14 protein-coding genes and 1 pseudogene are annotated in these 14,437 nt (G+C 70.6%); 10 read left to right on the top strand and 5 right to left on the bottom strand.

The annotated features are described in order from the left end of the window. The first annotated feature begins 324 nt into the window (after positions 1–324). From E1202_RS19470 to E1202_RS19445, 6 genes and pseudogenes are all read left to right on the top strand, one after another. Positions 325–627: an urease subunit gamma gene (locus E1202_RS19470; RefSeq protein WP_132684627.1), complete on the top strand. Its 303-nt coding sequence runs from the start codon at positions 325–327 to the stop codon at positions 625–627. Next, a pseudogene (locus E1202_RS32245) lies at positions 624–905 on the top strand (urease subunit beta); the annotation flags it as partial. The gene E1202_RS19470 and the pseudogene E1202_RS32245, both read left to right, overlap by 4 nt. Before the next feature lie 194 nt (positions 906–1,099). Then, positions 1,100–2,809 carry an urease subunit alpha gene (locus E1202_RS19460; RefSeq protein ID WP_132684575.1) on the top strand — a complete coding sequence of 570 codons (1,710 nt, stop codon included), beginning with the start codon at positions 1,100–1,102 and terminating at the stop codon, positions 2,807–2,809. Between the two features lie 10 nt (positions 2,810–2,819). Next, positions 2,820–3,488, top strand: coding sequence for an urease accessory protein UreF (locus tag E1202_RS19455; RefSeq protein WP_132684574.1), 669 nt, complete (start codon positions 2,820–2,822; stop codon positions 3,486–3,488). Beyond that, positions 3,481–4,179 carry an urease accessory protein UreG gene (gene ureG, locus E1202_RS19450; RefSeq protein WP_132684573.1) on the top strand — a complete coding sequence of 233 codons (699 nt, stop codon included), beginning with the start codon at positions 3,481–3,483 and terminating at the stop codon, positions 4,177–4,179. Before E1202_RS19455 ends, ureG begins: the two co-directional genes overlap by 8 nt. A 7-nt stretch (positions 4,180–4,186) precedes the next feature. Next, the gene (locus E1202_RS19445) at positions 4,187–4,975 is read left to right on the top strand and encodes an urease accessory protein UreD (protein WP_132684572.1); all 789 of its coding nucleotides are present in this window, start codon (positions 4,187–4,189) and stop codon (positions 4,973–4,975) included. Positions 4,976–4,990: 15 nt separating this feature from the next. Here the strand turns inward: E1202_RS19445 and E1202_RS19440 are convergent, their stop codons facing one another. The 3 genes from E1202_RS19440 to E1202_RS19430 are packed head-to-tail and all read right to left on the bottom strand — an operon-like array spanning position 4,991 to position 7,883. Beyond that, on the bottom strand, positions 4,991–5,695 hold the full coding sequence (locus E1202_RS19440; protein WP_132684571.1) for a DUF1028 domain-containing protein: 705 nt from the start codon (positions 5,693–5,695) through the stop codon (positions 4,991–4,993). Between the two features lie 41 nt (positions 5,696–5,736). Next, the gene (locus tag E1202_RS19435) at positions 5,737–6,480 is read right to left on the bottom strand and encodes an IclR family transcriptional regulator (RefSeq protein WP_235878673.1); all 744 of its coding nucleotides are present in this window, start codon (positions 6,478–6,480) and stop codon (positions 5,737–5,739) included. Between the two features lie 56 nt (positions 6,481–6,536). Continuing rightward, on the bottom strand, positions 6,537–7,883 hold the full coding sequence (locus E1202_RS19430; RefSeq protein WP_132684569.1) for an MFS transporter: 1,347 nt from the start codon (positions 7,881–7,883) through the stop codon (positions 6,537–6,539). A gap of 217 nt (positions 7,884–8,100) precedes the next feature. Here E1202_RS19430 and E1202_RS19425 point away from each other — a divergent pair, with 217 nt between their 5' ends. Beyond that, positions 8,101–9,267: an acyl-CoA dehydrogenase family protein gene (locus E1202_RS19425; RefSeq protein ID WP_132684568.1), complete on the top strand. Its 1,167-nt coding sequence runs from the start codon at positions 8,101–8,103 to the stop codon at positions 9,265–9,267. A 50-nt stretch (positions 9,268–9,317) separates the two neighbouring features. Further along, positions 9,318–10,529 carry a CaiB/BaiF CoA transferase family protein gene (locus tag E1202_RS19420; protein ID WP_132684567.1) on the top strand — a complete coding sequence of 404 codons (1,212 nt, stop codon included), beginning with the start codon at positions 9,318–9,320 and terminating at the stop codon, positions 10,527–10,529. Between the two features lie 6 nt (positions 10,530–10,535). On the opposite strand, the gene E1202_RS19415 is transcribed toward E1202_RS19420, so the two are convergent. Beyond that, complete coding sequence (locus E1202_RS19415) at positions 10,536–11,315, bottom strand: IclR family transcriptional regulator (RefSeq protein ID WP_132684566.1); 780 nt, start codon at positions 11,313–11,315, stop codon at positions 10,536–10,538. A gap of 157 nt (positions 11,316–11,472) precedes the next feature. Here E1202_RS19415 and E1202_RS19410 point away from each other — a divergent pair, with 157 nt between their 5' ends. Together E1202_RS19410 and E1202_RS19405 are read left to right on the top strand one after the other, a co-directional pair. Next, on the top strand, positions 11,473–12,186 hold the full coding sequence (locus E1202_RS19410; protein WP_132684565.1) for a CoA transferase subunit A: 714 nt from the start codon (positions 11,473–11,475) through the stop codon (positions 12,184–12,186). Positions 12,187–12,195: 9 nt separating this feature from the next. Beyond that, entirely contained in the window at positions 12,196–12,843 is a 648-nt protein-coding gene (locus E1202_RS19405; protein ID WP_132684564.1) for a CoA transferase subunit B, read from the top strand. Positions 12,844–12,855: 12 nt separating this feature from the next. Here the strand turns inward: E1202_RS19405 and E1202_RS19400 are convergent, their stop codons facing one another. Beyond that, the gene (locus tag E1202_RS19400; protein WP_132684563.1) at positions 12,856–14,205 is read right to left on the bottom strand and encodes an MFS transporter; all 1,350 of its coding nucleotides are present in this window, start codon (positions 14,203–14,205) and stop codon (positions 12,856–12,858) included. Between the last annotated feature and the right edge of the window lie 232 nt (positions 14,206–14,437).

Below are 14,437 nucleotides of genomic sequence, written 5' to 3'. Positions count from 1 at the left end.
TTTCAACCCGGCGAGGCCGAATGGGAAAGTTTGTTCGGTGCTTTGTATTGCGCGGATGTGTCGCGCGGGTTGCGGGAATCGTCTCCCGATGAAGTTTCCGAAACTGCGCTGTGTGGCGAGAGTCGCCAAAATATCCTAAGCGGAAGAAAGCCTTCGCGAGGCGCTTATCCGGCGTGAAAGTCGTTCGGGCGCAGGGATCGTGGGGTCATGAACAGCAGGTTCGCCGTTTTTGAAGCGTGGTTTCTGGATTTTCATGCGCGTTGTGCGAGTGATCCGCACGTGCCTTACAGTCGGTCGCGAACTGCAGTGATGCGAGGTGATTTCGTGAATCTCACTCCGTCTGACACGGAGAAGTTGCTGTTGAGCGTCGCCGGAATGATCGCCCGGGATCGACGGGAACGCGGCGTCCTGCTCAACCACCCGGAAGCGGTCGCCCTGCTGTCCTGCTGGGCGATCGAGCGCGCCCGGGAAGGCTTCACCGTCGACGCGCTCATGAACGAGGGGAGGCGCGTGCTCACGCGAGAGGAAGTGATGGAGGGCGTGCCCGAGATGCTCTCCGACGTCCAGGTGGAAGCGACCTTCCCCGACGGGCGCAAGCTCGTCACGATCACGGAGCCGATCTCGTGATCCCCGGCGAGGTCCGCGTCCGAGAGACGCCCATCGAGCTCAACGCCGGCCGCGAGCGGCACACGCTGCTGGTGGTCAACGACGGCGACCGTCCCATCCAGATCGGGGCGCACCTGCACTTCCCGGACGCCAACCCGGCGCTGACCTTCGACCGCGACGCCGCCCAGGGCTACCGCCTGGATTCCCCCGCGGGGACGTCGGTGCGCTTCGAGCCCGGCGTGAGCAAGCTCGTGGAGCTGGTGGCGCTGGGCGGGACCGGGCACGTGCCCGGCCTGCAGATCCGCGATCGGGAGCTGCCGACCTACACGCGCGAACCCAGGAAGGTCGTCCCGTACGGAACCCCGGGTTCCGAACCCGAGATGCCGGGCACGGCCTCGCCTCCGGCGCGGGCGCGGGTCACCGACGAACCAGTCAACGACGAATCGGCCACCGACGAGCGCGGTGGCGATCAGCAGCACTCCGAGGAGGGGCAGTGAGCCAGATCGGTCGTCGCGAGTACGCGAAGCTGTACGGGCCGACCACCGGCGATCAGGTCCGGCTCGGCGACACCGACCTGTGGATCGAGATCGAGCAGGACTTCTGCGTCGGCGGCGACGAGGCGGTGTTCGGCGGCGGGAAGAGCATCCGCGAGTCCGGTGCGCAGGGCATGGCCACGCGCGCGCAGGGTGCTCTCGACCTGGTCATCACCAACGTGATCGTGCTCGATCACTGGGGCGTCGTCCGCGGTGACGTCGGCATCCGCGACGGGCGCATCGTCGCGGTGGGCAAGTCCGGCAACCCGGACGTGATGGACGGCGTGCACCCGGACCTGAAGATCGGTCCGACCACCGACGTCATCGCGGGAGACCGCAAGATCCTGACCGCGGGTGCGATCGACACCCACGTGCACTTCCTCACCGAGATCGAGATGGCCGAGGCGCTGGCCACCGGCACCACGACCGTGGTGGGCGGCGGCACCGGGCCGACCGAGGGGTCGAAGGCCACGACCGTCACCCCTGGATCCTGGTCGCTGGCCATGATGCACCGGGCTCTCGACCACCTGCCGCTCAACGTCATCCTCTTCGGCAAGGGCAGCACGGTCAGCGCGGAGGGGCTCGCCGAGCAGGCCCTGGCCGGTGCGGGCGGGTACAAGGTCCACGAGGACTGGGGCGCCACCCCGGCGGCCATCGACGCGGCGCTGCGCGCGGCCGACGAGCACGGCCTGCAGGTCGCCCTGCACGCGGACAGCCTCAACGAGACCGGCTACGTGCAGCACACCCTCGACGCGATCGACGGCCGCGGCATCCACGCGTTCCACTCCGAAGGCGCCGGTGGCGGGCACGCGCCCGACATCATCGTCGTCGCGGGTGAGCCCAACGTGCTGCCGGCCTCGACGAACCCGACCCTGCCGCACACGGTGAACACCGCCACCGAGCACCTGGACATGCTCCTGGTCTGCCACCACCTCAACCCGCAGGTTCCCGAGGACCTCGCGTTCGCCGAGTCGCGCATCCGCCCGACGACGATGGCGGCCGAGGACATCCTGCAGGACATCGGCGCGATGTCGATCACCTCGTCCGACGCGCAGGCGATGGGGCGCATCGGCGAGCTGGTGTGCCGCACGTGGCAGGTCGCGCACGTGATGAAGAACCAACGCGGACCGCTGGGCTCGTCGCTGCCCGCCGACAACGAACGCGCCCGCCGCTACGTCGCCAAGTACACGATCTGCCCCGCCGTCGCGCACGGCATCGACCACGAAGTCGGTTCGGTCGAACCGGGCAAGCTGGCCGACCTAGTGCTGTGGGATCCGGCCTTCTTCGGCATCCGCCCCTTCACCGTGATCAAGGGCGGCGCCGCCGTCTGGGGCGCGCTCGGAGACCCCAACGCCACGATCCCGACACCGCAGCCGGTCATGATGCGCCCGGCGCTGCCCCAGGGGCCGGGTTCCGCGCCGCACCTGTCGGTGAGCTTCGTGGCGCAGGCGGCGCTCGACGACGGCCTGGCCGAGAAGCTCGGCCTGCGGCGCAGGCTCGCCGCGGTGCGCGAGACCCGCAGCGTCACCAAGCACGACCTGCCGAACAACACGGCGCTGCCGCGGATCGAGGTCGACCCGGAGACCTTCAACATCAAGATCGACGGCGATCGCGTCCGCCCCAACCCCGTCGACACGGTCCCGCTCGCCCAGCGCTACTCGTTGTTCTGAGGAGTGGGTGATGGACCCGGACCTGGGAGCGATGCTCCTGGCAGATGCCCGGCTTCCCACCGGCGGGCACGCGCACTCCGCCGGTCTGGAGCCGGCGCTGGCGGCCGGTCTCGACCGCGCGGAGGTTCCCGAGTACCTCCGCGCTCGACTGCGCTCGGTCGCGCTGGTCGACGCCTCGGCCGCCGTCCTGACCCTGCGGGCGGCCGGGGAGCAGCACGTCCGGCTCGACGAGATCCACGACGCGCTGCTGGTGCGCACGCCGACCGAGCCGGTGCGCGCGGCCTCCGCCCTGCTCGGGCGGGGACTGGCCCGGCTCGCCGAGCGGTTGTGGCCGGACCACCCGGCGGTGGCCGCCCTCGACGCGCTCGGCCCGGGGCCGCAGCGCCCCGTGGCCCTCGGCGTCGTCGCGGCCGTCATGGGGCTGGACGAGTCGCGCGTCGCGCGGGCGTGCCTGTACGAGGACGCCCAGACGGTCGCGGCGGCGGCGCTGAAGCTGCTGCCCGTCGATCCCGTCGACACCGCGCGGTGGATCTGGGAGTCGGCGGAGGTCGTCCGCGAATCCGCGGAGATCGCCGTCGCGGTCACCTGCCCGGCCGAGATGCCCGCCGTGACCGCACCGCTGGCAGAGCACTGGGCTCTGCAGCACGAGAACAGCACGAGGAGGATTTTCGTTGCCTGAACACGAACACCGCGACACCAGCGCTGCGTCCCGTCCGCTGCGGCTGGGCATCGCCGGGCCCGTCGGCACCGGCAAGAGCACCCTGATCGCCACGCTGTGCCGGCAGCTCGCCGACGAGCTGGAGCTCGCGGTGGTCACCAACGACATCTACACCGACGAGGACGCTCGGATGCTGCGCGCCGCAGGCGTTCTCCCCGTCGAGCGGATTCGCGCCGTGGAGACCGGCGCCTGCCCGCACACGGCGATCCGGGACGACGTCACCGCCAACCTCATCGCCGTGGAGGACCTCGAACGCGCCTTCAGGCCGCTGGACGTCGTGCTCGTCGAGAGCGGCGGCGACAACCTCACGGCGACCTTCAGCCCCGCGCTGGTCGACGCGCAGATCTTCTGCATCGACGTGGCCGGTGGCGGCGACGTCGCGCGCAAGGGAGGTCCCGGCATCGAACGCGCCGACCTGCTCGTGATCAACAAGACCGACCTCGCCGAGCACGTGGACGTCGACGTCGCCCAGATGATCACCGACGCCTCATCGGTGCGCTCCGGCCTGCCCACGCTCGCGCTGTCCCGCACGGACCCGACGGCCGTCGGCGACCTGTGCAAGTGGGTGCATCACCTCGTGGCCGAGCACCGCCGGGGCGAGCACACCGCCGTGGACCCGGGTCCGATGGCCCCGCACGTCCACCACGGGTGACCGCGCGATGGCAACGGTGTCCATCGAGCTCGTCGACGGCATCGCGCGGGCCACGGTCCTGCAGGCGGGGGGCTACCTGCGCCCCCGCCTGCTCGGGATCGAGGGGCCGCGCGCGCGCATCGCGCTCGTCGGGGTGTGCGCCACCCTGCTCGCCGGAGACGACCTGCGAGTGGAGGTCTCGGTCGGCAGCGGCGTGCACCTCGAACTCGTCGAACCGTCGGGCATGGTCGCCTACGACGCGCGGGGCGGTCACCAGCGCTGGGCGGCCGACGTGCACGTCGGAACCGGTGGCTCGCTCGTCTGGGCCGCCGCTCCGTTCGTGGTCGCGGGCGGTGCCGACGTCGACCGGCGCACCGGCATCGTCCTGGACGACGGCGCGGTCGCGCTGCTGTCGGAAACCCTGGTGCTCGGGCGCAGCGGCGAACAGGGAGGCGGGCTGCGCTCGACCCTGCGGTGCGCCCTGGCCGGGCGGGACCTCCTGGTCGAGGAGCTCGACCTGCGCTCGCCTGAGCTGAGGAAGGCGCCGGGAATCCTCGGCGACTGCCGGGTGCTCGCCACCGCCGCGCTGCTCGGCGCCCGTCCGGACGAGCGGGTCTCCCCACCGGAGACGCCCCTCGCCGGTCGCGGATCCATCGCCCGCTCGCTCGCGCCGCACGCGCACAGCGCCGACGAGGCCCTGCGGGGCACGTGGGACCGCTGGCGGCGCTTCGTCACCGCCGGTGCCACCGCCGAGCCCGGCGGGGAGGACGGTCCGCTCGAAACCCCGGACCGGGCAGGGGCTTCCAGCGTCACGTGATCTATTGGTCGGTGCTCAGGGTGCGGTGTCGTCGTCCCGGAGGCCGAGCAGCTCGTGGAACCTGCCGTGCGGGTTGTTCCTGGTCGGGAGCGCTTCGACGAACGGCAGCAGCTCCCGCTTCGCGACCTCGTAGACGCGGCGCAGCTCGGCCACGGGTTCGGGGTGGTCGTCCACGCGCAGGTCGAGGTACGGGTACGGCTCTCCGCTGCTCACCCGCAGCGCGGCGCTCTGCTTGCCGCGCCTGTCCCCACCGGCCCGCTGGCCGGCTTCCAGCGACAGGAGCAGCCGTTCGTGAAGCGGCCCGTCGGCGGTGGTCTCGAACGACTCGACCATGGCGTCGATCGTCCGGCCGTCGACGAGCATGTTGCCCGCGGCCGCGAAACCCGGTCCCGTCCGGTGGCCGCTCCACGGATGCGTTTCGGGTCCGGTGTGAGCGGCCGAACCTCCGTGCCTGTCCACGATGGACACCTGGCGGGAATCCGCTCCGGGATCGGCCTCCAGGAGCCTGCGCAGCGTCTCCTCCGCGGAGTGCGCTTCGAGCAGCCGCAGGCCGTCGACGCCGAGCAACGGGTTGATCAGCGCCTGGGTGGCCACGCTGCCCGAGGCCGCGTCGGTGAACACCGCCAGCGCTCCGATGGCGGGCATGCGCGTGCTGACCGCGACACCGGCGCGCCCGGAGGTGAGGTCGTAGGCGGCGATCGAGAAGGTACCCGCGTGCACGGTGCGCTCCCTGCGTGGTTCGGCGGTTTCCTCGTGCTCGCTCAGCGGCCGGCGAGGCGTTCGGAGACCTCGTGGGCGGCGGCCTTGGTGGCCTCGGCGATGTCGGTGACGACGTCGCCGAGCCGGGAGGTCGGGCCCGCCAGGGCGATGGCCGCCACGACGCGGCCCTTGTCGAAGATCGGTGCTCCGACGCCGGTGATGTCGGGCAGCGTTTCACCGCGGTTGACCGCCACCCCGGCCTGGGCGACCTCGTCGAGCTCGTGACGGATCGTGTCGTCGCGGGGCGCGTCGGCGAGGTGGCCGGTCAGGTAGTTCTCCCGGAACCGCTCCGTGGCGAAGGCCAGCAGGCACTTGCCCGAGCTGGTCGGGTGCAGCGGGCGCCGGACGCGCAGCGGAGCGGAGTAGCGGATGGGCTGCGTGGACTCGATGGCGTCGGTGTAGACCAGGGAACTCCCGACCGGGGAGGCCAGCATGACGGTCTCGTTGAACTGGCGGTGGAGCTCCTCCATGGCGGCGCGGGCGGCCTCGGCGACCGTGGGCGGCGCTGCGGCGAGGAGGGCGCTGATCGCCGGTCCGATGGTGTACGCACCGCCCTGCTCGCGCAGGTAGCCGTCGGCGACCAGGCCCTTGACCAGGCCGTGCAGCGAGGACCGGGGCGCGTCGAGCTCGGTGGCGAGCTCGGACAGTCGCACCCCGGACCGGCGCGATGCGGCGAGTTCGAGGATGGTGGTGATCCGCGAAACGGTCCGGTGCGCTTTGGCTGCTCCCGATTCGGCAAGTGGCACTGCGTTCCCCATCGTGTTGACCGACCCCGGCTGGTGTCGAACTTACCGCCGGTGCTTCAGGCCCTGCCGCCCACTGCTTCGGCGATCCGCGCCTCGTCGGTCTCGACGGCCTTGATCTGGTCGAACAGCGCGCCGACGGCGATGAGCGCGGCTCCGCCGACGAACATCAGCGACACCGCCCACGTGGCGTGCCCGGGCGTGGCCGTGACCAGGGCGAGCGCGGCCACCGGCGCGAGCCCTCCGGAGAAGGCGCCGCCGACCTCCCGGCCGGTTCCCAGCCCGGACACCCGGGTCCGGGTCGGGAACTGCTGCGAGAGGAACGCGCCCTGGGCGCTGAGCATGGCGGGCACGACGATGCCGGTGGCGAGGATGAGCGCGATCCAGATCGCCACGTGCTGCCCGGTGTCCAGCAGCCAGAAGAACGGGAAGGCCAGTGCCGCGGTGGCCGCTGCGCCCACCAGGATGACCGTCTTGGCGCCGACGAAGTCGCAGATCCGGCCGGCGACCGGCACCGTGATGATGGCGCAGGCGCTGGCCAGCGTGATGCCGAAAGCGCCGACGTTGGCGGGCACGTCGCGGAACGTGGTGAGGTAGGACAGCGAGAAGGTCTTGAAGATGTAGCTGACCCCGTTGTAGCCGAAGGTGACCGCCATGACCACGGCGAGACCGCGCCAGTGGGACCGCAGCAGCGAGCGCAGCGGCTTGGCCTTCGCTCCGGCCTGCGCCGTGCGGGCCGCCTTCTCGAACTCCGGGGTTTCCGGCATCTGCCGCCGCACCCAGAATCCGAGGCCTGCCAGGGCGAAGGTGGCCACGAACGGGATCCGCCATCCCCACCCGTAGAGGAAGTCCTCGCTGAAGCTGGTCAGCACGGTGACGGTGAGCGACGACGCGAACAGTCCGATGTTGACACCCAGAGCGGGCAAGGATCCGCGCCGCCCTCGGGTTTTCGCGTCGGCGTGCTCGTAGGCCACCGCGGTCGCGCTGCCCAGCTCGGCCCCGGCGCCGAGCCCCTGGAGCAGGCGCAGCACCACCAGCAGGATCGGCGCGATGATGCCCACCGAGGAGTAGGTCGGCAGCAGGCCGATGAGTCCGGAGGAGATGCCCATCAGCAGGAAGGTGGCCGACAGCACGGTCTTCCGGCCGAACTTGTCGCCGATGAGGCCGAAGACGATGCCGCCGAAGGGGCGGGCGAGGAAGCCGACCGCGAAGGTGGCCATCGACGCCAGGGTCGCGGTCGTCGGGTTGCTCTCGGGGAAGAACAGCTTGCCGAAGACCAGCGCGGCCATCGAGGCGTAGAGGTAGAAGTCGAACCACTCCAGCGCGGAGCCGATCACCACCGCGGGCCCGACGGCCTTGCGGGAGGACGGGTCCGGCGGTGCCGATGCGGCGTTGTTCAGCGTCATTGCTCGAATCCTCTTCGACGGTGGGGGTCGCGGAAATCGCGTGAGAGGCCGCGCATGGGCGTTCGCAAATACCAACGAGGCGTCGCAATCGGGAACATAGGAAGTGAAACGAGTCACTGTCAAGCGGTTGACAGCAGCGTCGTCCCGGATGAATCTATTCCCATATCAGTCGATCTGTTCGCAAATAAGAACAACGGCGTCGTGAGAGGACCAGGGAATGCACTTCGAACTGTCCGCGGACCAGGCGAATCTCAGGGCGGGGGCGCGCGAGCTGGCTCGCAGCTTCTCCGACGACTACTGGGCCGACTGCGACGCGAACACCCGGTTCCCGTGGGATTTCTACAACGCCTTCGCCGAGGGCGGCTGGCTCGGCATCGCCATCCCCGAGCAGTACGGCGGTGGCGGGCTCGGAGTCCTCGAAGCCGCGCTGCTGCTGGAGGAGGTGGCCGCCTCCGGTGCCGGGATGAACGGGTGCAGCACCATGCACCTGACCATCTTCGGGCTGAACACGATCGTCAAGCACGGCAGCGAGCAGCTGCGCGAGGAGGTCCTGCCCGCGGCCGCGGACGGTTCGCTGCACGTCTGCTTCGGGGTCACCGAACCCGACGCGGGCACCGACACCACCCGCATCTCGACCTTCGCCGAGCGCGTCGACGGCGGCTACCGGATCAGCGGCCGCAAGGTGTGGATCACCAAGGCGGGCGACTCGCAGAAGATGGTGCTCATCGCGCGGACCGCGCGGCGCGAGGAGGTGACCCGGTCGACCGACGGCATGTCGTTGTTCCTCATCGACATCGATCCCGAGCGCGTGCACCTGAGCCCGATCCCCAAGCTCGGCCGCAACGCGGTCTCCTCCTACGAGGTGGTCATCGACGACCTCTTCGTGCCGGAGAGCGCGCGGATCGGAGCCGAAGGCGACGGTTTCCGGTACCTCCTGGACGGTCTCAACCCGGAGCGGATCCTGCTGGCCCACGAGGCGCTCGGCATCGGCCGCGCGGCGCTGGACAAGGCCGTGCGCTACGCCCAGGAGCGCGTCGTCTTCGACCGGCCGATCGGCCAGAACCAGGGGATCGCGTTCCCGCTCGCCGAGGCGGCGACCCGGCTCGACGCCGCCGAGCTCATGGCGCGCAACGCCGCCTGGCGCTACGACCAGGGCCTGTCGTGCGGCAAGGAGGCGAACATGGCGAAGTGGTTGTGCGCCGACGCGGGTTTCCACGCCGCCGACCAGGCGATCCAGACCCACGGCGGCATGGGCTACGCCCGGGAGTACCACGTGGAGCGCTACTTCCGGGAGTCGCGGATCCTCCGGCTCGCCCCGGTCAGCCAGGAGATGGTCCTGAACTACGTGGCCCACCACGTCCTCGGCCTGCCCAAGTCCTACTGAATCGCAGCGGTAGCACGACGTCTCGAAGGACCAGACGAACAGGACCACCGATGACCACACCCGAACCCACCGGCAGCCTGCGCGGCCTCCGCGTCCTCGACCTGTCCCGGATCCTCGCCGGCCCGCTGTGCGCGCAGATGCTCGCCGACCACGGCGCCGAGGTGATCAAGGTCGAACCACCGACCGGCGACGACACCCGCACCTGGGGACCGCCGTTCGTCACCGAGTCGATGAGCGCCTACCACGCCGGGATCAACCGCAACAAGGCCAACATCTGCCTGGACCTCGCCGAGCCGGAGGGCCAGCGGCTGCTCGGCGAACTGCTCGCCGGAGCCGACGTCGTGGTCGAGAACTTCAAGGCGGGCACGCTGGCCAAGTGGGGCTTCTCCGACGAGGTGATCGGAACGCGCTTCCCGCAGCTGGTGCACTGCCGCATCACCGGTTTCGGCACCGACGGGCCGATGGGGTCGGCTCCCGGCTACGACGCGATCCTGCAGGCCTACGGCGGGTTGATGAGCATCAACGGTGAGCGGACCGGCCCGCCGCTGCGGGTCGGCGTCCCGATCGTCGACATGGTGACCGGCATCTACGCCTTCTCCGGCATCCTCCTGGCGCTGCACGACCGGCGCACCACCGGACGCGGCCAGCTGGTGGACTGCGCCCTCCTGGACACCGCGGTGTCGTTGCTGCACCCGCACTCCTCGGCGTGGCTGGCCTCGGGGCAGACCCCGCAGCGCACCGGATCGGCGCACCCCTCGATCGCCCCGTACGACACCTTCGAGGCCGCGGACGGGCTGATCTTCATCAGCGGCGGGAACGACCGCCAGTTCGAGACCCTGGCGGACGTGCTGGGAACACCGGCGCTGGCCGAGGACCCCAGGTTCACGACCAACGCCGACCGGGTGCACCACATCGCCGAGCTGCGCGAGCTGCTGGCCGAGCCGATCAGCACCAGGAAGCGCCACGAGCTCAGCGAGGCGCTGCTGGGGCGGGGCGTTCCCGCCACCCCGGTGCACCACGTCGGAGAGGCGCTGACCGATCCCCAGGTCAGGCATCGGAACATGGTCGTCGAGCACGACGACTACCGAGGCATCGGGCTGCCCATCAAGCTCGGCAGAACGCCGGGAAACGTCCGGTCGGCGCCGCGCGAGCAGGGCGCCGACACCCGGCGCGTCCTCGCCTCGCTCGGGTGCGGCGAGGAGCAGATCACCGCCCTCATCGAAGCCGACATCGCCCTGAGCGCGGGCGGCGACGGGACGTAGGAGCCCTCACCGGTCTCGCCGGGTGCTGGTCAGGTGCCGGGTGAGGACGTGCGCTTCGTGCAGCAGGAGGGCGCCGAGCTCCGGTTGCCGGGCCGGTTTGAACCGCGACTCGATGCCGGTGAGGGTCAACGCCCAGGCGGGCTTGCCGGTGTGGTCGAACACCGCAGCGGCCATGCCCCAGCTGCCCTCGACGACCAAACCCGGGTTCACGGCGTAGCCGCGGCGGCGGGTTCGGTCGATGCGGGTCCGGATGGCCTCGGGGGAGTGGTCCTGTCCCCAGCGGCCGGTCAGGTCGGTGCCGTCGAGGTAGGAGTTGACGTCGGCGTCGTCCTGGAACGCGAGCAGGACCAGCCCCGCCGAGACGACTCCCAGCGGGAAGCGCGCGCCTTCGTAGAGCACGAACGAGCGGATCGGGAAGTCGCCGTCCTCGCGCAGCAGGCACACGGTCTCCTGGCCGCGCAGCGCCGAGAAGAACGCGCTCTCGCCGGTCTTGGCGGCCAGCCGGTGCACGCTGTCGCGCGCGAGGTGGGTGACGTCGTACCGGCTCCCCGCGGTCTGGCCGAGCAGGTAGAGCTCGGGGCCGAGGAACCAGTTGCCGGTCTGCAGGTCGCGGTCGACGAACCCCTCTTCGGCCAGCGAGCTCAGCAGCCGGTGCGCGGTCGGTCGGGGGAGCCCGGCCTCGCGTGCGAGCTCGGTCGTCGTCGTGCCCGCCGCGTTCGTCGTGGACAGCGCGCGGAGCACGGCGCCGATCTTGCCGACCAGGTGGGCGTTCGGGCCGTCGCTCATGCCGGTCATCGTAGCGTTCACTGAATGAACGCGGTGGGTCCAACTCGGTCATCGAGCGAGCGGATCCGGCTCGAAGAATCCGCGAACGTTGCGGTAGTGGCCTCGGAGGTCCTTTACTTCCCGACGTCCGTCAAGTGGACGTGGGAGAGGTGATGAGGTGTCGAAGCTGCGTTCCGGCGCGGAGGAGGCGCTGCGCGGTGTGCTCACCGACGGCATGACGCTCGCCGTCGGTGGGTTCGGCCTGTGCGGTGTCCCGAACGATCTGATCGAGGTCGTGCGCGACAGCGGCGTCAGGGATCTGACGGTGGTGTCGAACAACATGGGCGTGGACGGCAACGGCCTCGGGCTGCTGCTGGAGAACGAGCAGGTGTCCAGGGTGATCGCGTCGTACGTGGGGGAGAACAAGCGGTTCGCCCAGCAGTACCTGGACGGGACGCTGGAGGTGGAGTTCGCGCCGCAGGGGACGCTGTCGGAGCGGTTGCGCGCCGGTGGCGCGGGCATCGCCGCCTTCTACACCCGCGCGGGCGTGGGCACGCCGGTCGCCGACGGCAAGCCGCTGGCGGAGTTCGACGGGGTGACCCACGTCCAGGAGCGGGCGATCATCGCCGACGTCGCGCTGGTGCACGCCCACACCGCCGACCCGGCCGGCAACCTCGTCTACCGGGCCAGCGCGCGCAACTTCAACCCGGTCGTCGCGACGTGCGGGCGGGTGGCGGTGGTCGAGGTCGAGCACCTCGCCGAGGAGCACCTGGATCCCGAGCGGATCGTCACCCCGGGCATCCACGTGGACCGCCTGGTGCGGGCCAAGCCCCGGGTCAAGGACATCGAGAAGCGCACCGTGCGCCCCCGAGCCACCGCCTCGACGAACTAGGAGCAGCACATGAGCTGGACTCGTGACGAGATGGCCGCCATCGCCGCAGCCGAGCTGCGCGACGGCGACTACGTCAACCTCGGGATCGGCATCCCGACCCTGGTCGCCAACCACGTCCCGGGCGGCGTGGAGGTGACCCTGCAGAGCGAGAACGGGATCCTCGGCGTGGGCCCGTTCCCGTGGGAGGGCGAGGAGGACGCAGACCTCATCAACGCCGGCAAGCAGACCGTCACGGTCAACCCGGGCGCCAGCTACTTCGATTCGGCCGCCTCGTTCGGCATGATGCGCGGCGGGCACATCGACATCGCGGTGCTGGGCGCGCTGCAGGTCAGCAGCACCGGCGACCTGGCGAACTGGACGATCCCGGGTTCGCTGGTCAAGGGCATGGGCGGCGCGATGGACCTGGTCGTGGGTGCCCGTCGCATCGTCGTGCTCACCGACCACGTGGCCAAGGACGGCACCCCGAAGCTCGTCGAGCGCTGCACCCTGCCGCTCACCGGGGCCGGTGTGGTCAACCGGATCGTCACCGACCTGGCCGTGCTCGACGTGACCTCCGACGGCCTGCAGCTGGTGTCGGTGGCACCGGGAGTCACCCCCGACGAGGTGCAGGCCAAGACGGGAGCTGCCGTCCACCAACCGGTTCCCGCGGGCGCCTGACCGGCCGCCGGTTCAGGCTTCGGTGCGCTCGCTGCTGAGGTCCTCCGGGCGCAGCAGCGGGTTGCCCGCGGTCTCGCGCAGGGTGAAGGCGGCGACGAGCCCGACCGCGGCGGCGACCATGAGGTACGGCCCCGGGACCAGGGTGCTGCCGGTGGCGGCGATCAGGACGGTCATCAGGTAGGGAACCGTGCCGGCGAACAAGGCGGCCGTGATGTTGTAGGCGATGGACAGCCCGCCCTGGCGGACCCGGGTCGGGAAGATCTCGGCGGACCACACCGCGTAGGTGCCCAGGATCGCCGAGAGCACGGCGCCGAGCGCGAGTCCGCCGATCCACGTGCCGACGAGGCCCGTCCGCATCGCCAGGTAGGCGGGGGTGGACAGGACGAACAACGCGATGCCCGCACCGATCAGGACCGGCCGTCGGCCGATCCGGTCGGACAGCCGTCCGAAGGCGGGCACGAGGATCAGCCCGATCAGGGAGATCGCGGTGGACAGCAGCGCGGCGTCGCCGGAGGAGTGGCCGAGGTGGTCGGTCTCGTAGGTCACCAGGTAGGTCAGGATCGCGTAGAACGGCACGTGCATCATCGTCATCAGACCGGCGACCTGCAGCAGCTGAGTGCCGTTGTGGCGAAGGAGCTCCCGCACGGGCCTGCTGGGCACGGTGTCGGCCTCTTCGAGGGCGCGGTACTCGGGGGTGTCCTCGATCTTGTTGCGGATGATGAACCCGACGACGCCCAGCGGGGCGGCGATGAGGAACGGGATGCGCCAGCCCCACGAGGTCAGCTGCTCCTCGGAGAGCCCCACCGACAGCAGGAAGAACACGAACGAACCGGCCAGGAACCCCAGCAGCGAACCGACTTCCAGCCAGCTGACGCCGAAACCGCGCCGACGGCGGGGTGCGTGCTCGGCGAGGAAGCTCGCGGCGCTGCCGAACTCGCCGCCCGCCGCGAAGCCCTGCAGCAACCGCAGCAGCACCAGCAGCAGCGGTGCCGCGATCCCGATCGTCGAATAACCCGGCAGCAGGCCGATGACGAGCGTGGCGCCGGACATCATGAAGATGACCAGCGACAGCGTGCGCTTGCGGCCGATCCGGTCGCCGAGCGGCCCGAACACCAGCGCCCCGACGGGGCGGATGCCGAACGACACCGCGAAGACCCCGAACACGGCGAGGAGTCCTGCGGTGGCGTCTCCCGCGGGGAAGAACACCGAAGCGATGGTGCTCGCGAGGTAGGCGTAGGCGGCCCAGTCGAACCAGTGCACGAAGACGCCGACCGCCCCCGCTGCGACGCTGCGGCGCAACGTCGCAGGATCGGCTGTCGTGACGATGAGCTCTTCGGTGGGAGCGGATTCAGGTGCGGTCATCGGTGGCCTCCTCGGACCGGGTCTCCTGGGGACGTGAGAAGCCGTCCGCAGCATCGAACAAGAAGGAACAAGCGGAGCAACGCATCGCGCAGACCTTGCGCAGCCGGTCGCCGGCGGCGCGAGAAGCACAGGTGGCGAAGGGGAAACGACAACGTCACCGGATCCCGAACATCGTCCGCCTCCCCGAATCACCGGCCGGTGACGGCGTGCTCCCCGCCCCACCCTGAAATCC

This window comes from Saccharopolyspora karakumensis (assembly GCF_004349225.1).
Taxonomy (GTDB): Bacteria; Actinomycetota; Actinomycetes; order Mycobacteriales; family Pseudonocardiaceae; genus Saccharopolyspora; species Saccharopolyspora endophytica.
The sequence above is the reverse complement of the archived record's forward strand: the minus strand, read 5'-3'. Positions and strand labels throughout refer to the sequence as shown.

Bases quoted from the DNA above. Each gene is read 5' to 3' on its own strand.
- E1202_RS19455 (WP_132684574.1), top strand. From the start codon at position 2,820: ATGGACCCGGACCTGGGAGCGATGCTCCTGGCAGATGCCCGGCTTCCC.
- E1202_RS19445 (WP_132684572.1), top strand. From the start codon at position 4,187: ATGGCAACGGTGTCCATCGAGCTCGTCGACGGCATCGCGCGGGCCACG.
- E1202_RS19430 (WP_132684569.1), bottom strand. From the start codon at position 7,883: ATGACGCTGAACAACGCCGCATCGGCACCGCCGGACCCGTCCTCCCGC.
- E1202_RS19425 (WP_132684568.1), top strand. From the start codon at position 8,101: ATGCACTTCGAACTGTCCGCGGACCAGGCGAATCTCAGGGCGGGGGCG.
- E1202_RS19420 (WP_132684567.1), top strand. From the start codon at position 9,318: ATGACCACACCCGAACCCACCGGCAGCCTGCGCGGCCTCCGCGTCCTC.
- E1202_RS19415 (WP_132684566.1), bottom strand. From the start codon at position 11,315: ATGAGCGACGGCCCGAACGCCCACCTGGTCGGCAAGATCGGCGCCGTG.
- E1202_RS19405 (WP_132684564.1), top strand. From the start codon at position 12,196: ATGAGCTGGACTCGTGACGAGATGGCCGCCATCGCCGCAGCCGAGCTG.
- E1202_RS19400 (WP_132684563.1), bottom strand. From the start codon at position 14,205: ATGACCGCACCTGAATCCGCTCCCACCGAAGAGCTCATCGTCACGACA.